At 50.0% G+C, this 21,082-nt stretch carries 22 protein-coding genes and 1 other RNA gene; 14 read left to right on the forward strand and 9 right to left on the reverse strand.

Going from position 1 to position 21,082, the window contains the following annotated elements:
* Positions 1 to 187: 187 nt before the first annotated feature.
* Both DET_RS01950 and DET_RS01955 read left to right on the forward strand, forming a co-directional pair.
* A complete protein-coding gene (locus tag DET_RS01950; RefSeq protein WP_010936127.1) occupies positions 188 to 772 on the forward strand; it encodes an NYN domain-containing protein in 585 nt (194 codons plus the stop codon).
* Positions 741 to 2,375, forward strand: coding sequence for a radical SAM protein (locus DET_RS01955; RefSeq protein WP_010936128.1), 1,635 nt, complete (start codon positions 741 to 743; stop codon positions 2,373 to 2,375). The genes DET_RS01950 and DET_RS01955 overlap by 32 nt, the downstream gene beginning before the upstream one ends.
* A 48-nt stretch (positions 2,376 to 2,423) precedes the next feature.
* On the opposite strand, the gene DET_RS01960 is transcribed toward DET_RS01955, so the two are convergent.
* The 4 genes from DET_RS01960 to DET_RS01970 form a co-directional block, all read right to left on the reverse strand.
* Entirely contained in the window at positions 2,424 to 2,873 is a 450-nt protein-coding gene (locus DET_RS01960; RefSeq protein ID WP_010936129.1) for a GatB/YqeY domain-containing protein, read from the reverse strand.
* A gap of 2 nt (positions 2,874 to 2,875) precedes the next feature.
* On the reverse strand, positions 2,876 to 3,070 hold the full coding sequence (gene rpsU / locus DET_RS01965) for a 30S ribosomal protein S21 (RefSeq protein WP_010936130.1): 195 nt from the start codon (positions 3,068 to 3,070) through the stop codon (positions 2,876 to 2,878).
* A gap of 174 nt (positions 3,071 to 3,244) precedes the next feature.
* Positions 3,245 to 3,475 (reverse strand): hypothetical protein, encoded by a 231-nt coding sequence (locus DET_RS08755; protein WP_010936131.1) that lies wholly within the window; start codon positions 3,473 to 3,475, stop codon positions 3,245 to 3,247.
* A 111-nt stretch (positions 3,476 to 3,586) separates the two neighbouring features.
* A complete protein-coding gene (locus tag DET_RS01970; RefSeq protein WP_010936132.1) occupies positions 3,587 to 5,017 on the reverse strand; it encodes an IPT/TIG domain-containing protein in 1,431 nt (476 codons plus the stop codon).
* 207 nt (positions 5,018 to 5,224) lie between these two features.
* Between DET_RS01970 and DET_RS01975 the strand changes: the two genes are divergently transcribed.
* Genes DET_RS01975 through DET_RS01990 form a run of 4 tightly spaced genes read left to right on the forward strand, consistent with a single transcriptional unit; the run spans position 5,225 to position 7,836 of the window.
* Positions 5,225 to 5,566, forward strand: coding sequence for a hypothetical protein (locus tag DET_RS01975; RefSeq protein ID WP_010936133.1), 342 nt, complete (start codon positions 5,225 to 5,227; stop codon positions 5,564 to 5,566).
* A complete protein-coding gene (locus tag DET_RS01980) occupies positions 5,550 to 6,461 on the forward strand; it encodes a phage portal protein (RefSeq protein ID WP_010936134.1) in 912 nt (303 codons plus the stop codon). Before DET_RS01975 ends, DET_RS01980 begins: the two co-directional genes overlap by 17 nt.
* Positions 6,383 to 7,612, forward strand: a complete 1,230-nt coding sequence (locus DET_RS01985; protein ID WP_234943830.1) for a hypothetical protein — start codon at positions 6,383 to 6,385, stop codon at positions 7,610 to 7,612. Before DET_RS01980 ends, DET_RS01985 begins: the two co-directional genes overlap by 79 nt.
* An 11-nt stretch (positions 7,613 to 7,623) precedes the next feature.
* Positions 7,624 to 7,836 (forward strand): hypothetical protein, encoded by a 213-nt coding sequence (locus tag DET_RS01990; protein WP_010936136.1) that lies wholly within the window; start codon positions 7,624 to 7,626, stop codon positions 7,834 to 7,836.
* Between the two features lie 110 nt (positions 7,837 to 7,946).
* Here DET_RS01990 and DET_RS01995 read toward each other — a convergent pair whose 3' ends face one another.
* Both DET_RS01995 and DET_RS02000 read right to left on the reverse strand, forming a co-directional pair.
* Positions 7,947 to 9,320: a hypothetical protein gene (locus DET_RS01995; RefSeq protein WP_041223328.1), complete on the reverse strand. Its 1,374-nt coding sequence runs from the start codon at positions 9,318 to 9,320 to the stop codon at positions 7,947 to 7,949.
* On the reverse strand, positions 9,310 to 9,672 hold the full coding sequence (locus DET_RS02000; protein WP_041223440.1) for a hypothetical protein: 363 nt from the start codon (positions 9,670 to 9,672) through the stop codon (positions 9,310 to 9,312). The genes DET_RS01995 and DET_RS02000 overlap by 11 nt, the downstream gene beginning before the upstream one ends.
* Before the next feature lie 108 nt (positions 9,673 to 9,780).
* Here DET_RS02000 and DET_RS02005 point away from each other — a divergent pair, with 108 nt between their 5' ends.
* The 3 genes from DET_RS02005 (at position 9,781) to rnpB (ending at position 11,345) form a co-directional block, all read left to right on the forward strand.
* Positions 9,781 to 10,476 carry a zinc ribbon domain-containing protein gene (locus DET_RS02005; protein WP_010936139.1) on the forward strand — a complete coding sequence of 232 codons (696 nt, stop codon included), beginning with the start codon at positions 9,781 to 9,783 and terminating at the stop codon, positions 10,474 to 10,476.
* 33 nt (positions 10,477 to 10,509) lie between these two features.
* A complete protein-coding gene (locus DET_RS08515) occupies positions 10,510 to 10,899 on the forward strand; it encodes a ribonuclease HI family protein (protein ID WP_268741271.1) in 390 nt (129 codons plus the stop codon).
* A gap of 91 nt (positions 10,900 to 10,990) precedes the next feature.
* Positions 10,991 to 11,345, forward strand: an RNA gene (gene rnpB, locus DET_RS08445) — RNase P RNA component class A.
* Between the two features lie 68 nt (positions 11,346 to 11,413).
* Here rnpB and DET_RS02020 read toward each other — a convergent pair.
* Positions 11,414 to 12,073 carry a DUF4328 domain-containing protein gene (locus tag DET_RS02020; protein WP_234943831.1) on the reverse strand — a complete coding sequence of 220 codons (660 nt, stop codon included), beginning with the start codon at positions 12,071 to 12,073 and terminating at the stop codon, positions 11,414 to 11,416.
* 299 nt (positions 12,074 to 12,372) lie between these two features.
* Here DET_RS02020 and DET_RS02025 point away from each other — a divergent pair, with 299 nt between their 5' ends.
* From DET_RS02025 to DET_RS02045, 5 genes are all read left to right on the forward strand, one after another.
* The gene (locus tag DET_RS02025) at positions 12,373 to 12,603 is read left to right on the forward strand and encodes a hypothetical protein (RefSeq protein WP_041223443.1); all 231 of its coding nucleotides are present in this window, start codon (positions 12,373 to 12,375) and stop codon (positions 12,601 to 12,603) included.
* Between the two features lie 97 nt (positions 12,604 to 12,700).
* Positions 12,701 to 13,834, forward strand: coding sequence for a S41 family peptidase (locus tag DET_RS02030; protein ID WP_010936143.1), 1,134 nt, complete (start codon positions 12,701 to 12,703; stop codon positions 13,832 to 13,834).
* A 114-nt stretch (positions 13,835 to 13,948) separates the two neighbouring features.
* Positions 13,949 to 14,989 (forward strand): phenylalanine--tRNA ligase subunit alpha, encoded by a 1,041-nt coding sequence (gene pheS / locus DET_RS02035; RefSeq protein WP_010936144.1) that lies wholly within the window; start codon positions 13,949 to 13,951, stop codon positions 14,987 to 14,989.
* A gap of 1 nt (position 14,990) precedes the next feature.
* Positions 14,991 to 17,420, forward strand: coding sequence for a phenylalanine--tRNA ligase subunit beta (gene pheT, locus DET_RS02040; protein WP_010936145.1), 2,430 nt, complete (start codon positions 14,991 to 14,993; stop codon positions 17,418 to 17,420).
* Between the two features lie 93 nt (positions 17,421 to 17,513).
* Entirely contained in the window at positions 17,514 to 18,149 is a 636-nt protein-coding gene (locus DET_RS02045; protein WP_010936146.1) for an inorganic diphosphatase, read from the forward strand.
* A gap of 67 nt (positions 18,150 to 18,216) precedes the next feature.
* Here the strand turns inward: DET_RS02045 and DET_RS02050 are convergent, their stop codons facing one another.
* Positions 18,217 to 19,926, reverse strand: a complete 1,710-nt coding sequence (locus DET_RS02050; RefSeq protein ID WP_010936147.1) for a proline--tRNA ligase — start codon at positions 19,924 to 19,926, stop codon at positions 18,217 to 18,219.
* A 90-nt stretch (positions 19,927 to 20,016) separates the two neighbouring features.
* The gene (ispG, locus tag DET_RS02055) at positions 20,017 to 21,063 is read right to left on the reverse strand and encodes a flavodoxin-dependent (E)-4-hydroxy-3-methylbut-2-enyl-diphosphate synthase (RefSeq protein ID WP_041223330.1); all 1,047 of its coding nucleotides are present in this window, start codon (positions 21,061 to 21,063) and stop codon (positions 20,017 to 20,019) included.
* Positions 21,064 to 21,082: the final 19 nt, after the last annotated feature.

Raw genomic sequence — 21,082 nt, forward strand, 5'->3', positions numbered from 1 at the left:
TGGCTCTGGTACTGGTGGCTGCTGGATTTATGTATCTTATGATAGTCATGGTAGCCGGTCTGCTGGCCTAACTTTAGTTTAATTAGTTCTGGTATTAAAACACCTCTCCTGCCCAACAAACAGGATAGGTGTTTTTTTATCTCAAATAATATATTATAGAACTAAGATTGCACATGGGTGGTGATTGATGACAGATACACTTGAAAGAGTGATGATATTTATAGATGGCAGCAATATGTACCATTATCTGAAGTCCCATTTTCAAAGGACTGATATAGATTTTGGCTGTTTTTGCTCTAAGATTGCCGGACGCAGGCGTTTAGTGCGTATTTACTATTACAATGCCGAAGTAGGCCGTAAGGAAGAACCGGAACGCTTTAATGACCAGAAGAAGTTTTTTAGCAGTCCGGAAAAGATATCCTATATGGAGCTTCGGCTGGGCAGGCTGGTATATTCGGGTTGGCCGTCCACCCCGCCGTATGAAAAAGGGGTGGATGTACTGCTGTCTACCGATATGCTGAGCCACGGCTTCAAGAACAACTTTGATACGGCTATACTGGTGGCAGGTGACAGTGATTTTGTAAGTGCCCTGCAGGCTGTCAAGGATAACGGTAAAAATGTGGAGGTAGCCCTTTTCGGCAAGGAAACAACCTCCATGGAACTTCGTAAAGTAGCAGATAAAACTATTACTATAGACGGGCGTCTGCTGCGTAACTGCTGGAAACAGCAAAGAAACAATTATGGCACGCAAAGACCGCCTCAAGAATCGTAAAGAGCTTTCACGCACCCGGGTTTCTTATGCCTCCTCGGAGAGGGTAGCCGGTGAAAGCGGGGTTGTTATCAAGGACTGGGGGGGTAGACTGCCGCTGGCAGTTGCTTATCCCAACTCTTATTACGTGGGGATGTCAAACCTGGGGCTTCATACCCTTTACCGTTTGATAAATAACTATCCTCAATATCTGGCGGAGAGGTTTTTCTGGGAAGGCGGCGCCGCCAAAGGCCGCCCGACCCTGAGTGTGGAGTCACGCCGCCCTTTTACTGACTATGTGGCGGTTTTATTCACCCTTTCCTATGAACTGGATTTTCTGAATATCCCCTCTATGCTGGCAGATTGCGGTATGCCGCTCTATGCCCGTGAACGGGACGAGACTTTTCCGCTGGTTATCGGCGGGGGGGCCTGCATAATGTCTAACCCCGCACCGGCAGCTGATTTTTTTGATGTGTTTTGTATAGGTGAGGCTGAGGCTATTTTGCCGGAGCTGCTGCCTGTGCTTGCCGAAACAGCAGGCGAACCCAAAGGGCTGGTTCTGGAACGGCTGGCCAAAATTCCCGGTTTATATGTACCGTCTGTGCCCCCGGAGAAACCGGTGGAAAGGGTATTTCCGGCAGAACTTACTCAAGGGGCGGGGACAGCGGTTTTCAGCAAAGCAACCGAACTGGGGGAGATGTACCTGATGGAGGTGGAACGCGGCTGCGGACACCAGTGCCGGTTCTGTCTGGTGGCCGGCGTGTTTTGCCCTCTGCGTTACCACCCTTTGGAACTTCTTTTGAAGCAGGCAGAAGAGGGCATGCTTGAGCGAAAGAGGATAGGCCTGGTAGGGCCGGTAGTGAGTGATCACCCTCAGGCGACGGAGTTGATTTCCCGTTTGCGGGGCATGGGTGTAGGTTTAAGCATCAGTTCACTTCGGATAAAGCCGTTGCCTGAAAAAATGCTTGGCGAACTGGCACTTTCGGGTGTTTCCAGTCTGGCTATGGCACCTGAGGCCGGTTCAGAGAGGCTGCGGCGGATTATCCGCAAGGGGATAACCGAAGATGACATAATACGGGCAGCGGCTTTGGTGGCGGAAAAAGGCTTCCGTCAGCTGAAGTTTTATTTCATGCTGGGGCTGCCGGGTGAGACCGATGAAGATATAGAAGAGATGATAAAGCTGGCCGAGAAAGCCCAGCAGGTTATGTCTGCTGCGGGGCGGGGAGTAAGATTAAGCCTGAATATTGCCCCGTTTGTGCCCAAGCCCTCCACCCCGTTTCAGTGGCTGGGTATGGAAGATGCCGTGCTGGTAAAAAGGCGGCTGGATATAATACGCCTCCGTCTGGAGGGTCAGGGGATAGAGGTCAGGGCTGAAAGCCCGGAGATGTCCCAGATACAGGCGGTGCTTTCCCGGGGTGATGTTAGTCTTTCAAAACTGCTGGCGGCTGCGGGGGGTGACTCTCTGGCCTGCTGGAAGCGGGCAGCCAAGTTACTTGAGGTGGACAGCCCATCTTTGGCTAAAACAAGGTTTGATTTGGCAGATAAACTGCCCTGGCATATGCTGGAAAACCCGAAGCAGAGACAAAGACTGGAAGCGGAGTATAAAGCGGCTACTAAGGAAATATAAAAGGGAGACTTTTAAAAGTCTCCCTTTTTAGTTTAGAGGGTATTAAGTTTAATTATTCAGAAGTGCGGTGACCAGGTTATTCACCATTTGCCCGTCCGCTTTACCTTTTACCAGCGGCATCAGCTTGCCCATTACTTTCCCCTTATCCTGAGGGGTGCTGGCACCTGTTTCCGAGATTACTTTTTTAATAATCAGGGTCAGTTCGGCTTCGCCCATCTGTTCCGGCATATAGGACTGGAGGATTTCCATTTCCTGCTGTTCTTTTTCAACCAGCTCAGGCCGGTTTGCCAGCTTATATGCTTCTATGCTTTCACGCCGCTGCTTTATCTCCTTGGCTATTACCCCGAAGATTTCCTCATCTGTAAAGGTCTTCTGCTTGGCTATTTCAGCATAGCTGATGGCTGAAACCAGCATCCGGAGGACAGAGCACTTCAGTTTTTCACCTTGTCGCAGAGAAAGCTTGACCTCTTCGCCAAGCTTTTCTTTCAAATTGGGCATTTTTAGGTAGCCTTTCTGGCGGCTTTTATTGCCAAACGCCTTTTTGCGGCATCCTTACGCTTGCGGCGGGTCGGGGGGCGTTCAAAGCGGGTGCGGCGACGCGCTTCAGAAAGAATGCCGTCCTGCTGTACCTTGCGGTTAAAGCGTTTGAGCATACTCTCAAAGCTCTCGTTATTTTCGGGTCTAACGTCTGCCATTTGTATATCACCCCCTTACTTTGAAAAAATGACCTGGAGGATTATTCTACTTGGATAGAGTGTCTAAGTCAAGATGTGCAATCTGAAGCGGCTTCGGAGAATAGAAAAACAAAGAAGAAGCCCTCTCTTTTCAGGGAGAGGGCTTCTTAAGAATACTTTTAAAACAGGGGTTTTTTAGTAGTCAGCATTGCGGCGGCCGAGCCAGAAGCCCAGAGCCAGCAGCAAGAGACCACCGATACCAATCAAGACGTAGGTAGCCCAGGTGGGCAGGTCCAGGCTGAAGCCAACGGTGAAACTGCCGGCACCGGTATATGCACTTGCATTTCCGGCACCGTCAACCGCCTTGACTCTCCACCAGTAAGGGCTGTCTGAAGATACGCTCTCCAGTTTTTGGGCGTCAGTCATGGTGTAGCCGGATTCGGTGAGGTCCTTTATCTGGTAGAGAATGTTGGTAAAGTTCTGGTCAGCGGCAATTTCCAGTACATAGGTAACACCGCTGGGGTCAGTTACGTCATCCTAGTCAAAGACCACCGGTTGCTTAGCCTTAAGCCCCATTTCGGGGGTAAGGGGGGCGGGGGTGGCCGGAGCAGTGCCTTCAACAAAGAAGGTAAAGGTCTTGCTGGTAGTGCCGGAGATAACGGTAATGGTGTGAGGTCCGGCAGTGGTGGCGGGGACATTGAATTTCAGACTGAAATCCCCGTTAGAATCAACTATGGGGCTGGGGGTTATGGTGACCTGGGCGCTGTCAAAGGTGACCAGTACGGTATCATTGGCCTTAAGCCCCGAGCCGTTTATGGTTATTTCCTGCCCCACGTTTCCGGGGGTGGAGGCATTGTTGGTGGGGGACATGGTGATATTGGTAGTTACTGTCAGGGTGGCGGTGGAAGTAACACTGCCGTCAGTGGCGGAGATAGTGTAAGCGCCAGCCTGAACACCGGGTATTACAAAGGTGGTGGTAAAAGTGCCGTTAGACAGGGTGACGGTAACACTCTGGCCGAAGTAGGTCAGGGTAATGGTGCCGGTGGTGTTAAAACCGCTGCCCCTTACGGTAACACTGGTACCCACATTGCCGGTGTTGGGGGTTAAAGTGATTTTCTGAGCTATATCAAAAGTGACCTGAGCGTTGTTGTTCCAGGCATCATTAACTTTCAGAGTGTGTGAACCGCGGGTGAGTGCGGGTATTTCGTAAGTTGCGGTGAAACTTCCGTTTGAACCTACGGATACGCCGGCATTAACAGCCGCACCTGAATCTATAGCTATCTGAACAGCTCCGTCATAAAAACCGGTGCCGGTTATGGTTATGCTGTCACCTACACCGGGACTGCTGGACGAGAGGGTTATCTTGGGGTTGATAATGAAGTTAACCGGTGCGGTGCCGGTAGCGCCGCCGTCATTAGCGGTTATGCTCAGAGTGCCCTTTTTGGCAGCCGGGATGGTGATAGTGGTGGAGATTGTGCCGGTGCTGCTTGAAGAGGTGGTGGCAAAGGGAGTGGTGCTGCCGGACAGATAGAAATTGACAGTGGTGCTGGGGGTAAACCCGCTGCCGGTTACGGCTACACTGTCACCCACATAACCGGTGCCGCTGGCAAGAGTTATGCTGGGGGTAATGGTAAATGCTTGAGATGCGGCACTGTCTCCCCCGGTGAAGAGGAAAGATACGGTGTAAGTACCCCGGGTAAGGTTGGTAGGTACGGTAAAGGTGCCGCTGACTACGCCGCTGCCACCTACAGTGGCGGTGGCTACATTAGCGCCATTGAATAAAATATATACAAGTGAACCTGACGAAGCAACAGAAGTGCCTGTAACGCTTACCATTGAACCGGCCGGGCCGGAAGTGGGGGAGAGAGTGAGAGTGGCTGCCGAAACCGGGGCAAGCGGCAAGGCCGCAATCAGCAAGGCCAGGGTGGAAAACACCCCTAATACGCGAAGTAAAAATTTGTGTTTCATTATCTGAGTTCTTTCAAGCCTCCTTATTTGAAAATAACGTACCCTCTAAACTTGGGGCAATTATACCACAGAAGCCCTCCTATTCAAACAATTTGCAAGCTGATTATATCTATCTACTAAAACGACAAAAAGGTCTTGAAGATATTAGAACATATGTGCTAAATTTAACCACGCTAAGCGCAGATTTTGCTAAAAAGGATTGGAGAGATGACGCTATCAGACCATGATTTGAAAACGGAAGAAACAGATTTGCTGCCTGAACTTACCTCATACCCTGACCAGGGTTGTGAGTTTTCAAAAACCTGTTTGGACTGTCCTCTGCCGGTGTGTGTCTTTGACCAGCCGCGCGGCCGCCAGAGGTGGCTGAAAAGGCAAAGGGATAAGGAAATAGTAAGCCTGTTTCAGGGCGGTCAGGACGAGAGGGAACTGGCAGACAGATTCCGGCTGAGTATCCGTACTATCCAGAGGGTGCTTAAGAAGAGTCTGGCCGGGGTAAATATAAATAGAAAAACGGAGGTTTTAGAAAATAGTAATGGTACAGATTTTTAACCCGAATGAACTGAAAAGCCGTGATTTGGACAGGTTAAAAAGGTATGTAAATCTGCTGGATTTTTATCAGGGTAAACAGTGGGATGGCCGCCCGTCCCGAAATGAAAAACAGCTTACCTTCAACTATGCCAGAGTGATAGTGGACAAGCTGTGTTCATACCTGATGAGCGGGGTCAATTTCGGGGCGGAAGCTTTGAATGAAGAAGATATTGAGAAAGCGGTGACTGCCCGCTCTATGCTTAACGAAGTTTACCAGCAGAATAATCTGGAACAGCTGGACCTTGAGACTGAGATAGATTGCGCGGTACTGGGAGACGGCTGTTTCAAGGTTATCTGGGATGCAGCTTCGGGCAGGGTTAGGGTAAGTGCGCCTGATATACAGGGTATTTACGCCTGGTGGTCACCGGATGATATGTCCCGCATCTACCGGGTGGCTTCCCGTTATGCCTTAAACAGTGAAGAAGCGGAGGTGAGCTACGGGCTGGAGCTTCCGTCCAGGCAGTCATTCCTGACAGAGGTCTGGACAGAAGAAACCTTTGAACTCTGGCAGGATGAAAAGCTGCTTGAGAGCAAACCCAATCCTTACGGCTTTATCCCGTTTGTTATTTACCCTAATCTGCGTGAACCCAAGCGTTTCTGGGGGGTGTCTGATCTGGATGAGATTATGGAACCCCAGCGTGAGCTTAACCGCGCCTTAAGCCAGCTTTCCCGTATTCTGGAGCTTTCGGGTAACCCGATTGCAGTGCTGGAAAATGTGGAACAGTCTGAGGATATTGCGGTGCGGCCGGGGGGCTTTACAGCTACAGTGCGGTTTCTATGGACTGCCCGGATGTATTCCGGGTGTGTTATCTGGAAAGCTATACCGGCAGTGTGGCAGATAAACGGGCATTCCTGAGCCATCTGGTAGCGGATAACAGTTTTAGTGATAATATCTGGTGCGAAAGCGTGCCTACCAGCATGAGCAGTGAATTTGGCTTTGCTATGGAACATGACGGGCAGTATGTATATCTGGACGGGGTGAACCGTATTTACCGTGCCAAAATTGCCCAGAGCAGTTTGGAAATAGGGGCAGATATACTTAAGTTTGAAACTGTCTGCGACAGCCTGAGCGGCAGTTTGACAGTAGAGCTGGATAACTCAAGCGGCCGTTATAACCGGGCGGGCAGTGGCGAGCTGGATATGCTTACCCCCGGCAGTGAAATCCAGTTTTCCCCCGGCTGCGGGACAGACAACGGTAACGAATACGGGCCGGGTCAGTTATATGTTATCCAAAGTTTGGAAAAGCGTATTTCGGGCGGTAAATCAAGCCTGTTGATACGGGCGGAGGATACTTTTTGCCGTTTGAAAAGGTGGCGGGCAACCAACCAGATGCGCTGGAACCGCAGTTCCTCTCAGCTTTCGGTCAGAGGGATACTGGGGTATGTCTTAAGCAAAGCGGGTATCCGCATGGAAGTGCTGAGCGCATCCGCCCAGCTGGATAGTTTTTACCCGGATTTTACTATACACGTAGGTGATGACGGGTATGAGCTGCTGGAGAAGCTGCTTAGTTTTGTGCCTGATTTGGTCTTTTTGCAGGGCCACTGCATTTACTGCGTTTATCCCCGGGAAACAGACAGCCCGGTGTACAGTTACGGGCTTAATCACCCTGTATTCAGCGGAGTTTATGCGGATACTTTTTCCGAAGTAAACCGGGTGGTGCTGGAAGGGGTGGATTCTTCTTCCCGTATCTTTATGGTTCAGGGCTTCCTCTGGGATGAGATTTACCAGAACCATGACCGTACTCTAAGGATTTATGACCGCAACATAAACACACTTGCCCAGGCAAGGGAAAGGCTGGATAGCTATTTCAGAAAAGCGGCATTGAAACAGCAAACGGGGCGGATAGTGACGCCCGTAAATTGCGGGCAGCAGCTTTTTGACGTGGTAAGAATCAGCCAGCCGGAAAGCGGTCTGGAAGGGCTGGTCCGGCGCATTAACGGTATCCGTGTGGTTTACGAGCCGGGCAAAGGAATATACCGCCAGGAATTAAGTTTGGGAAAGGTGTAATTAAATATAAAATGGAGATAAAACGGGCAGTCCTGAAGGTTTTTAATTCTGTAGCTTATACCGCCTCTATCCAGCTGGCGGGTGATTATAAATCTATGCTGGAAGAAGTAAAAGTGGCCCGGAATATACCTGCCGCCGAAATGCTGGCCGGGCGGAATCTGGGGGTCTGGTTTTTTGATGACCACAATACCAAAGATACGCTGGTAATTGCAGTTTATTCCTAAAATGGGATAGGCACGGGTTGATTGAATCCGTTTTTTAAGAGGTGCAGGCTGGTTTTTGGCTTGCACCTCTTTATTATCAGGATAAAAGGGTTTTAGGGGTGTGTTTTATCTCAGCTTGAGCCTTTGGCGCTTCTGGGGTGATAAGCTTCGGCTGCCTCCAGGCAGAGTGCCAGACTCATCAGGTAGTCATCGTGCCCGCGGGCGGTTTCCACATAAAAATTCATCTGCTGGCTTTGGCGGTAGTCTGCCCGTGCCAGCTCCATTTCCTGCCAGAACAGGGCATATTCGGCACTGCCGTTGGCCGCATACATCTTCAATCTGCCTGAATTTACAGCCGAAAGCAAATTAAAGCCCAGCCGTGATTTTGAAGACGGCTGGAAAACAAACGGCAGAATACGGCTGCCCAGTGATTCCCTCAGGAATGAGGCTACCGGCTGCCCTAAACCGGTGGCATCCACGGCCACTTTGCGGCATTTCCAGACCTTGCCCAGCAGTTCCACTAGTTTTTCATAAAGCAAGGCATGGCGCGCTCCCTGCCAGCTACAGTGGCAGACCAGCCTGACCTGAGGCAGGTTAAAGGGTGCTTTGGCAAATGTATAGTCCAGCTCCGCAATGGTAAGCACGATTGAGTCCCGCCGCAGGTTTACGGCTGTGGGCAAATCAGCGGCTGATTGTACGTCCTCACCTGCCAGGTCCAGCCCGGCTACGTACACCTTGCCATTCTCCGGGTATAACTGGCAGGGGTGGCTGCCCTTAAGCAAGCCAAGCTGTTCGCTGCTGAACATGCCCCCGCCGCCGCTTACCGGAAGCAAGCGGTACTGGGTGAGGAACAGGGGGTGATTTTCTCCCAGCCGGTCTTTTTCAGACAGGGCATAAGCCAGATAAGCCGGGTTGTGGGCGGCAACTTCTTCCCAGTCATAACGGAAATGCCGTTTCAGACCGTCCTTGTGTTCTTTTTCTATATTCTGCCTTTTTATCTCTTCCAGCAGGCTGGAGCTGTCCCAGGTAGTGCCGTACAGAACGGTGGTTACATTGGTGGTGGCACCCATAGGTTTAAATTCCTTGCTGTACTTTTCCTGGTTTACGTCCTGGGCTTCGTCTACTTCAAGCAGCAGGTGGGCGGTATTGCCCACCACATTGGCACTGGGTTCGGCGGAAAGAAAAACCGCTCTGGCCTGATTAAGCCTGATGATATACCCGCCTTCGGTCTGGTATATGTCTCCAAAACCGGCCTCGTTCAGGCGGTCTTTCAGTCTCATCATGGAGATATTCAGTTGAGGTTTGAAGGTAGGGGCACATTTAACCAGATTTTTGGGCTCAAACATGAAAAGAGTCAGCAGCAGAAGCTCCAGCTGAGACGAAAGCTCATTTTTCCCTCCCTGCCGGGCTATTTCCACGCTGAAGGTTTGTCCCTGCCGGTTAAATATACTCTGCAATACCGCTTTGGCAATATCCTGCTGGTAGGGGCGCAGTTTATTTATCAAAGGTAGCCTTTATAATGCCCAGCGGTACTGCCACGTCCCGCAGGACATTGAAAATAGCTTCCTTTAACCCTCCCTTGTCCTGACGGCTGATGTTATAGCGGGCAGAAAGCAGGCGTGAGAGGGTGGTTATGGCCTGCATGAGCAGTTTTAAGTTATCCGGGTCATGGCGGAGGACAGATTTTATCTTTACCCGCAGCAGGGCAATTTCTTCGTCAATGCCTTCCGCCAAAGTGGCCTGCTCATAGTCTTCCAGTTCAGCAGTATCCAGCACACGTGAATAGAAGCCGTGTTTGCGGGCATTCTGGTTGCCGTAGGGAGCGCCTTTTTTCCGTTCAACAAATTCTTGTGTCATAGTGGCAAAATAATAGCACAAATGTTCTAATATTAGCTATGACTATCTGTCACTCCTTCAGGTAGTTATTGCCAAAGTGTTACTAAGGACTTACAATAGTGGGCAAGTATGCAACTAGCGAAAGAGCTTTATCAACTGCAAGAACTGGAACTGGATTTGGAGTCTCACCTGCTACAGGCCTCCAAATTACAGGCAACCCTTAAGGATGATTCTGCTCTCCGGCAGGCGGAAAATAGTCTGGCAGAAGCCGCTTTGCACTTGAAAGACCAGCAGGCTTCACTGCGCGCGCTTGAAGACCAATCTGCTGATTTGGATGCCAAGGTAAATGAGGTCAAAAAAAGCCTTTATTCCGGGCGTATCAGCAACCCCAAGGAGCTTTCCAATCTGAGTAAGGAGCAGGAGCTCCTTGAGGCCAAGCGTGCCCAGATAGATGACCAGGCACTTCAGGGGATGGATAATCTGGAGGAATTGCAGGCAAGATGTGACCAGATGATGGAAAACCTGGAATCTGTCCGCACTCTCTGGCAGCAGAGCCAGTCTCAAAATACTCAAGCCTTAAACGCTATCCTTTCGGAGATAGAAAAACTTAAAAGTGAGCGGCAGGAATTTATATCCCGCTTTAACCCTTCGGATTTAGAGCTTTTTCAGGCTCTGCGGAAGAGTAAGGGCAAAGCCGTTTCAAGGGTAGAGCAGGGTAATTGCCGCGGCTGCGGCTTGAAGCTTACGCCAGCCTGGATACAGCGTGCCAGAGCCGGTACTCTGGTGCAGTGCAGCGGCTGCCAGCGCATACTATATCTGGACTGAAAGAAAGGTATCTGAAAGATTAGCAAAATCATTATAAACACAGACGGGGCATCAAGGGGTAATCCCGGCCCGGCTTCCATTGGCGTAACCCTTAAAGACGAAAAATATAATCTGGTTGCCTGTATATCCAGGGCTATCGGCCATACCACCAACAATCAGGCCGAATATCAGGCCCTGCTGGCCGGGCTGGAAAAGGCGGCTTCACTGGACGCAAAGGAACTGGAAATACGGTCTGATTCCGAGCTTCTGGTAAAACAGATAAAAGGTGAATACCGCATGAAGAACGAGGGGCTTAAACCCCTGTTCAGCAAGGCGGTGTCATTGCTGGGGCGGTTTGAGAGCTACCACATAAAGTATATACCCCGCGCCCAAAACTCCGAGGCAGATGCTCTGGCAAACAAGGCTCTGGACGGCGGGAGTTAAGAATCAGCTACAGTTAAGGGGGGCGCTGCCCCTTTTTTTTGGGGTATATGTTTTGTGCGGCCGGGGTATATCTCTGCTATACTAAGCTTGCCAAGCAGACCGGATGGCTGCCCGCTTTTATGGCGGGAGGAAAGTCCGAGCTCCTCCAGACAGGATGCTGGGTAACACCCAGGGGGGGCGACCCTACGGAAAGTGCAACAGAAACATACCGCCTGTGCAAACAGGTAAGGGCGAAATGGTGAGGTAAGAGCTCACCGGCAGTCCGGGTGACCGGCTGGCCGGGTAAACCCCGTCCGGAGCAAGGCCAAATAGGGGAACTTAAGGCAGTCTGGCCTGTTCCCGGGTTGGCCGCATGAACCAGTTGGTAACAGCTGGTCTAGATAGATGGTCATCGCCTTTGCCTTCGGGCAAGGGTACAGAACTCGGCTTACAGGTCTGCTTGGCTTAAATTTTATTAGTAAATCACTCCTTTTTAAGGGGTGGTTTTGTTATTTAAAAACTATCCAGGCCGGATTCAGCTGGTATATTTAAGCCGGGTGTTTAGATAGGAAAACAGCAAAAGGCTGCTTCCGCTTGCGGCCATTACCGTCATTGCCGTAAACAGGTTGGCTACGTATTCTCTGGCCGGAGCGGAGTCAGGCAGTACCAGAGATAATACCTGGGGTAAAATAAAAAAGGTAACTGCCAGCAGGCAGAGTATCCACCAGATTTTAAGCAGCAAATTTATTTTATATTCAGGCAGGGCGTTTTGGGCTTCGGGCGTTAGCTTGCTTAGCTGCCATGTCTCGGCAGTAAACAGCAGCGGAAATACCACATTTACCACTGGTATCAAAAATCCTGAAAATGCGCGGTTGGATCTGTATCTGGGGGTGATAAGGTACAAGTTTACATAATAGGCGTGGCTCAGATGCAGGTAAAACATACCGCATACAAAGCTGGCGGCCAGCAGTATGTCTAAGCCTATAATAGCTTGGTCTATTGCCTCCTCACAGAGATGCACATAAGACGGAATAACAAAACCAGTCCGGCTGATATCGTCCAGATAGCTGCTTAAGTTTGCTTGCTGGGCAGCCAGATATATGCTGCTTAATACACATAACCCCAGCAGCACCGGCAAGAGCCAGCCCAGTATTTTTAGCCGGGTAAGTTTTTTATGTTGGCCGGTATTCAGCAAGTCAGTGCCTGTTTGTTTGGAAACATATATATAAATGTATAATAAAAAGACAAATATAGCAATCAATATCAGTTTATCCGGATTTTGGCTGCGCTAAATGGTTTTCTTTAGTAATAAAATCAGCTGCTCTTAAGGCTTCAAACAGGCCTGTTTTCAAGGCTTAAGAGGCTCAAAATATAAAGATATCAGCCATTATTGAGGTTAGCCAAAGGGTTTGACTGGTTATAAATTATCCCCCGCAACCCTCCTCAGGCGGTTTGCCGCTTTCTAGGTGGCGCTGGGTTATAATGGGTGCAGTTATGGAAGACCTGAATGTTTCTGCTCTGGATTTTGTCAGTTTCTGCCACCGCCGTTGCGGGCAGGAATGGCCTGAACTTTATGATGAAATGTGCCGGGTAGCTGGGAGACGGCTCTACCGGGGAATGGGTTATTACGAACTGAATAACTTGGGCATTCCGCTGGACCTGGCTAATCTGGACAGTACGCTGGCTCTGGTGGATCAGTATAAATCAAATCAGAAGTGCTCTTAGCGGCACTTTATATCAAGCGTTATCCGCAGGCACGAAAGTAGTACTTCCGTGCCTTTTGTTTTATGATTAGGACAGGATATTTTACAGGGAGATGTCTATGACTTTGAGAATAAAAGTATTGCTGGGTACTATTCTGGCTATGGTCGGTTTGCTGGTTTCTTTCGGGGTGGGTTATCTAAGCGGCGGGATAGCCGCCTTAAATAGCGATGAAAACCTGTCCAGCATTGTAAATGCCTGGCAGATTATCACTACCGAATACGTAGAGCCGGATAGTATTGACCAGGCAGCTCTGGCTGAAGCGGCCATAAAGGGCATGATGGATGAACTGGATGACCCTCATTCCGTTTATCTGAATGCCGAAGACTACCAGTCCAGCCTGGAATATGATGACGGAAAGTATGTGGGCATAGGTGCTACTGTCCAGATAGAAGATGAAGCTATTGTCCTGGTTCCTTATGATGGTTCTCCGGCAGCTCTGGCCGGTATACAGGCCGGTGATATTTTGCTGGAAGTGGACGGGCAGTCAGTGGCCGGGTTCAGTTTGGCAGACCTGTCCCCGCTGGTAAGGGGAGAAAAGGGGACTTCGTTAACCCTGCTGGTGGAAAGAAGCTCCTCTGACCAGCCGCTGCTGTTTGAAGTCACCCGTGATGAAATACTGATTTCCAGCGTTACCTCCGAGATGATGGGTGATATAGCATATATACGTATCAGCCGTTTCAGCGAAAGAACAGATGAGGAACTGGAGCAGGTGCTTAAAAACCTGGGCAGTGCGGAAGGTATTGTGCTGGATTTGCGGGGTAATCCCGGCGGTCTGGTAAGCTCGGTTATAAACGTAACCAGCCGCTTTGTAAGCAGCGGGGTGGTTTTGACTACGGTGGACAATGAAGGAAACTCCTCTGAATATAGTGTAGTGCCTAAAACGGTAACGACCAGTTTGCCCATGGTAGTTTTGGTAGACCAGTACAGCGCCAGCGGCTCGGAAGCCCTTTCCGGTGCTTTGCAGGACTACGGGCGGGCAACTATTGCGGGAAAAACCACCTATGGCAAAGGCAGCGTAAACCGCACCTTCAATGTAACGCCGGATACGGGTATCTACCTGACTATAGGCCGCTGGTATACACCCAACGGGCGGATGATAGAAGGGCAGGGTATTACCCCGGATATAGAGCTGGAGCTGACCGGGGATGAGGCTGTCAGCTGGGCATTAGGTTTCCTGCATGGGGACACCTGAATTATTCCGGAAAGCTGATTAAGGCGGATATACCTGACATAATGTTAGTTTGTGTTGACCATTCAAAGCTAATAGCATATAATTTTTATAAAAATTTTGATGTGAAGCTGGGCTATGGAAGAAATTAAGAATATCACCGAAATTACCCAAAGTGCCCTTGCCGAACTGGAAGCCATAACGGAACTTAAAGACCTTGAAGCGTGGCGTGTCCGGTATCTGGGCAAGAAAAGCCTGCTGACCGGGGCACTCCGGAATCTGGCCAGTTTGCCTATAGAAGAACGCAAAGCGGCCGGAGCGGCAGCCAACGAGGCCAAAGCCGCACTTGAAGCTGCTTTTTTAGAGAAAGAGCAGCTATCTAAAGAAAAACAGTTTGCCAGCCGCAGTGAGGGGCTGGATATTACTTTGCCCGGCAGACCCTGGCCTATCGGCCGGATACACCCCTTGACCCAGGTTACCAATGAAGTGACTGCTATCTTCTCCACTCTGGGTTTTTCCGTACTGGAAGGGCCGGAAATAGAAGATGACTATCATAATTTTGAGGCTCTTAATATTCCGGAAGACCACCCTGCCAGAGAAAATATGCAGACCTTCTGGATAGACCGGCCTAATGAAGACGGCAGGCTGGATACTTTGCTTCGCACCCATACCTCTCCCATGCAGGTGCGCTATATGGAGAAAAACAAACCCCCCATACGGATAGTTGTTCCGGGCAAGGTTTACAGGTATGAAGCTACCGATGCCACCCATATTCCCATGTTTACCCAGGTGGAAGGGTTGGTGGTGGACGAAGGCATTTCCATGGCTCACCTGAAAGGCACTTTGATGGAGTTTTGCCGCCGCTTTTTCGGGGCTAACCGCAAGGTGCGTTTCCGCTGTGACTACTTCCCCTTTGTAGAGCCGGGTGTGGAGGTAGCGGTAAGCTGTACTTGCGGGGGCAAAAAAGAATGCAGCGTCTGCCATGGTTCCGGCTGGCTGGAAATACTGGGGGCGGGCATGGTACACCCCAGGGTGCTGGAGAGGGTAGGTATAGATTCGGAAAAATATACCGGCTTTGCCTTTGGCATGGGGCTGGAAAGATTGCCCATGCTGAGATACGGGATTGATGATATCCGTCTGTTCTACTCTAACGATACTAGATTCTTGAGGCAGTTTTAATATGAAAATACCTTTGAAGTGGCTTAAAGAATATCTTCCCACAGATATGTCGCCGGCCGAACTGGCCGAACGGATGACTATGGCCGGTACTGAGGTGACAGTACTGAATTCCCGCAAAGATAAATGGCCGAACGTATATGTAGGCCAGATAATGGAAGTAAACCGTCACCCCAACGCTGACCGTTTGGTACTGGTTAAGGTGGATTGGGGGCAGGGGCAGGAGACAGTGGTTACCGGCGCGCCTAACTGCAAAGCCGGTGACAAGGTCGTTTTTGCCCGTACCGGTGCAGTTTTGATAGATGGCCACAACGGCAAAGAAATGGTACTTAAGCCGGCTGTTTTGCGGGGGGTGGAATCCTGCGGAATGGTTTGTTCCGAAAGGGAATTGGGACTGTCTGACGAACATGAGGGTATTTTGATACTGCCGGCTGATGCTCCGGTGGGTATGCTGGCCAGTGAATATCTGGGTGAGATAATACTTGACCTTGAGCTTACACCTAACCGGGGTGATTTGATGTGTGTAACCGGTGTGGCCAGAGAACTGGGCGCTTTAATAGACCGTTTGCCTTCTATAAGCACGCCGGATTTCAAGGCCACCGGTAAGGATATCAAGGACAAAATAAATATAGAGATAAAAAACACTAAACTCTGCACCCGTTATACCGCCAGCCTGATAGAGGGAATAAAAATCGGCGAATCACCGGACTGGCTTAAAGAGCGGCTGATTGCCTGCGGTATGCGCCCGATAAACAACGTGGTAGATGCTACCAATTACGTTATGCTGGAATTCGGCCAGCCCCTGCACTCCTTTGATTATGACCAGATTAAGTCAAAACATATTATTGTCCGCCCCGCAGCGGAGGGTGAGGTTTTAACTACTCTGGACGGGGTTGAACGCAAACTCAGCCCGGATATGCTCCTTATTACCGAACCGGACAAAATAATTGCCCTGGCCGGGGTAATGGGCGGTGAAAATACCGAGGTTACTGAGAAAACTGCCAGCGTACTGCTGGAGTCGGCTACCTTTGACAAGCACAGCATCCGCAGGACTGCTAAAGCTTTGAAACTCCAGAGTGAGGCTTCAGCCCGTTTTGAAAAAGGGCTTAGCTTTGAGCTTGCGCCTGTTGCCCTGAAACGCGCCACCCAGCTGATACTGGAAATAGCCGGCGGGCAGGCGGCTTCGGGCTTAATGGATGTCATGCCGGTTAAAAAAGACAGAAACAGCGTTGTATTATCTCTTTCAAAGGTCAACCGGGTATTAGGGCTTGAGGGAGAGAAATTTGACAGCTGTAAAATAGCCAAAAGGCTGGGTTTTGCCTGGATGCCCGAATATGTACCCGGTATGGAAGAATTCGGCTACGGTTCCGTTGATGATAAAATGCGGTTTTTCCCCGGTTACTGGCGGATGGATATTGAAAGTGATATTGATATGATTGAGGAGGTGGCCAGGATAGCCGGCTACGATACTATACCCTGTCTGCCTCTGGATAAAGCCATTCCTAAAATAGAAACACCCCCTCTGCCGGGCATAAAGCGTTTCTTACGGCAGATATTATCAGGGTATGGTTTTCAGGAACTTATATCATATTCATTCACCAGCCGCGAAATGCTTTCCCGTGTTTTTTCAGGGGCTGAGCCCGAATGTCTGGCTATCAGCAACCCCATGAGCAGTGAGCAGGAAGTTATGCGTACCAGCTTGCGTCCTGCCCTGTATGCATCTTTAGCGGCAAACCGCCGTTTTGAAAAAAACGGCCTCAGGCTGTATGAGCTTGGGCGCATCTACCTGCCGAAAGAGAATAATAAGCAAGATGAGCCCGAAATGCTGTGCGCCCTTATAGCGGGCAGTGCCTCTGAAGCCTGGTGGCAGAGAAATACCGCTGGTTTTGACTTCTTTGATGCCAAAGGCATTGTGGAATCTTTGGTCAGCCGGTTGGGTATTGCAGCTGATTTTGCGGTATCTGATGAACCGGGTCTGACTCCGGGGTATCAGGCCGGTATACTGGTGGGAGACATGCCGGTGGGTGTTTTGGGGCAGCTAAGCCCCCAGACTGCAGATAAATTCGGCATAACAGAGCCGGTATATATGTTTGAAATCAATCTTTCCAAGCTCATTACCCGGGCTACGGTTCGGCGCAAATTTACCCAGATTAACCGCTTCCCCTCAGTGGAACGTGATTTGGCTTTGGTGCTTGACCGCAGTATTACCAACCGGCAGGTTACAGATATAATTTCCGAGTTTGATTTGGTTAAAAATGTAGAGCTGTTTGATATGTATCAGGGCAAGCAGGTAGCCGAGGACAAAAAATCACTGGCTTATCATCTGCTGTTTCAGTCTGATACCCATACCCTGAAAGATGCGGATGTAGACAGTGTAATGAACCAGATACTTAAACGGCTTAATACTGAAACGGGGGCGGTTCTGCGTTCCTGAGTGTATTTATCCGGTTATTGCAAAAGGGGCTTTTGGGTAGAAGCCCCTTTTGGTTTTTAAGCCCGAATGAGGTATTATAAATGCGGAGGAAAAATGTTAAGCGATAGTTCAAAGCAGATTAAAAAAGAAGTTGAAGCCATCAATTCAGATTTTAAGACAATAGTGGGTTGCGGTGAGTCAAAATGCCCCAAACTTAAAAGACTGAAACTGGCAAGTACCCCGGATATTATCCTTAAGGTTATGATAGAAATACCTAAGGGTAGCCAAAATAAATACGAATATGATAAAGAACGCAAGGTAATCAAGTTTGACCGTATGCTTTTCTCGGCCGTTCATTATCCCAGTGACTACGGTTTTATTGAGGATACTCTGGCCGAAGACGGTGACCCGCTTGATGCTTTGGTTTTGGTTTGGGAGCCCACCTTCCCCGGCTGTCTGATAGAGACCAAGCCGGTAGGTCTTTTCAAAATGTACGATGAAAAAGGCCCGGATGCCAAGCTGCTGTGCGTACCCATTGGTGACCCCCACTTTAATTTTATCCGTGACCTTTCGGACGTGCCTCCCCACCTGCTTAAAGAAATATTCCATTTCTTTAACATCTATAAAGAACTGGAAGCCAAGAAAACCGGTGTTGAAGGCTGGGAAGACCGTGAGTCAGCCATTAAGACTTACTGGGAATCTCACCAGAGATATCTGGATTCACTTAAAAACAAGCCGGAACAGAAATAAAAAATCAGGGGGGCTATTAGCCCCCCTGATTTTTTACCTTTAGACAGCTCTTGGGCAAAACAGGCAGTTATAAATCACTCTGGCTCTTGATGCAGGTGATTACCCTTTCCATTATGCTTTCAAGCGGAACAAGTTCGGATTCTTTGTTCCGGCGGAGCTTGAGTTCCACTCCGCCTTTATCCAGATTGCGGGGGCTTATAGTCAGCCTCAGGGGGATACCTAAGAGGTCTGCATCGTTAAATTTGACCCCGGCTGTAAGTTCGCGGTCGTCAAACAGCACTTCCACCCCTTGGGCTTCCAGTTCGGTATATATTTTTTCAGCCGCCTGGCTGACTGCCGGGTTATCCAGGAAAAGCCCGCAGATATATATCTGATAAGGGGCAATAGGCATAGGCCAGATAATGCCTTTTTCGTCATGGTTTTGCTCTATGGCGGCGGCCAGCAGCCGTCCTACCCCCATGCCGTAGCACCCCATTATTATCGGGTGGCTGATGCCCTCGGCATCTGTGAAGTTTGCCCCGAAACGTTCTGAAAGGAATGTTCCCAGTTTAAAAATATGCCCCACTTCCACCCCCCGTTTGGAGGCAAAAGTGCCGTCACAGAAGGGGCAGGCAGCACCTTCTGCCGCCAGGGCAATATCCGCCATTTTATCTGCCTTGAAATCCCGCCCGAAGTTGACGTTTTTCAGGTGAAAGCCGTCTTTGTTAGCCCCGGCTACAAAGTTAGAGCCGTTTTCAACAGAGTCATCAGCCACTGTCAGGCTATTTTTCAGCCCCACGGGTGATGCAAATCCGGCTGCTATCCCGGCGGCTTTTACTTCGCTGTCTTCCGCAAGACGCAAATCATTGCATTTCAGCAGATTTTTCAGCTTTATTTCGTTTATATCCAAATCTCCCCGTATGACCGCCATCACAAACTTTCCGTCTGCCATGTAAAAGACTGCTTTGAGGGTATTTTCCGGTTTGAGCGAAAGAAAAGCGGCTACCTCTGAAATAGTCTTCTGGCCGGGGGTGGCTACTTCTTCTAAGTCTTTCGGGGGTTCTTTGGGCAGGGTTTTCTTTTTGAACACTGCTTTTTCGGCATTGGCGGCATAATTGCACTTCGGGCAGTAGATAATACTGTCCTCGCCGCTTTCGGCCACAATCATAAATTCGTGTGAGGCCTTTCCGCCTATTGCCCCGCTGTCCGCATCTATTACCATAGATTCCAGACCGCAGCGGCGGTATACGTTTTCATAGGCCTGTTTCATAGTCTGGTAGCTTTCGTCCAGCCCTTCGGGGCTGGCATCAAAGCTGTACATATCTTTCATAATAAATTCGCGTACCCGTATCAGCCCGCCGCGGGGGCGTGGCTCATCACGGAATTTGGTCTGTATCTGGTAAAGCCGCTGGGGCAGGTCACGGTAGCTCTGGATATAGCGGCTGGCAAGGTCGGTTATAACCTCCTCGTGGGTAGGGCCAAGCACCAGATTACGGTCTTTGCGGTCTTTCAAATGGAAAAGGGTCTGCCCGAAGGGGGCTTCGCGTCCGCTTTGCTGCCATATTTCCACCGGCTGGAGTACCGGCATGGCCAGTTCCTGGCAGCCTGATTTATTCATTTCCTGCCGGATAATGTTTTCAATTTTCTGGATAGACCGCCAGGCCAGAGGCATAAACGAATATACTCCGGCGGTCAGCTGGGCTATCATACCCGAACGCAGCAGCAGCTGGTGGCTTATAGTTTCGGCATCTGACGGGATTTCACGCTGGGTCTTGCCAAATAACCTGGAATAACGCATATTAAAAGCTCCTTGTAAATAACGGCTTGCCAAGAAGGATTATACCCTAAAATCATCTGCCAAAGAAGCCTGAAAGCGGGGGCATATAAACTACAGGGAAGCTATTTCCCGCAGCAGGGCATTTACCAGCTCATCTTCGGGAAAGGAGGCTATCTTTTCACCCTTGCGGAATAGCAGCCCCTGTCCCTTGCCGCAGGCTATGCCCAAATCAGCCTCTTTGGCTTCGCCGGGGCCGTTTACGGCACAGCCCATTACGGCCACCCTGATCGGTTTATCTATTTTGTTCAGGGCTTCCTGCACCCTGGCGGCAATACCCACAATATCCACTTCGGTCCGGGAGCAGGTAGGGCAGCTGACCAGCACCGGGCCGCGCTGCCTTAAGTTCAGGCTTTTCAGTATTTCATAAGCGGCAAATACTTCTTCCTGGGGCGGGGAAGTCAGGGAAACCCGGATAGTATCCCCGATACCCATATACAGCAGGTTGCCTATGCCCACCGCACTTCGCACCAGACCGGTTTTGGGGGTGCCTGTTTCGGTAATGCCCACATGAAGCGGGTAGGGTATAAGGGAAGCTATCTGGCGGTAGGCTTCAACGGTGGTAGGCACGTCAAAAGCCTTCAGTGAAACCTTAATCAGGCTGAAATCCAGGGCTTCCAGTATCTTTATATGCCCCATGGCGGCTTTGACCATCTTTTGGGCAGTGGTGAGCTCTGGGGGCAGGTCTTTGGGCAGGCTGCCGGCATTTACCCCGATACGGATTGGGATTTCCCGTTCTTTTGCCGCCCTGACCACCGCTTTAACCCGTTCCGGGTCACCGATATTGCCGGGATTGAGCCTGAGGCCGTCTGCCCCGGCTAAGAGTGCTGCTAGTGCCAGGCGGTAATCAAAATGAATATCCGCCACAATAGGTATCCTGACTTCTTTGCGGATAGATTTCAGGGCAGTGGCGGCTTCCATATCCGGTATAGCCAGCCGGATTATTTCACAGCCGCATTCTTCCAGCTCTTTTATTTGGGAAATTGTAGCCGGGATATTGCGGGTATCTGTTTTGGTCATGGACTGGACTGATACCGGGGCATTCCCCCCGATAGTTATATTCCCCAGCCGGATTTCAGTACTTTTACGCCGCATAATCATATTTTAAAAGCCTCTTCGT

Source organism: Dehalococcoides mccartyi 195 (assembly GCF_000011905.1).
Taxonomy (GTDB): domain Bacteria; phylum Chloroflexota; class Dehalococcoidia; order Dehalococcoidales; family Dehalococcoidaceae; genus Dehalococcoides; species Dehalococcoides mccartyi.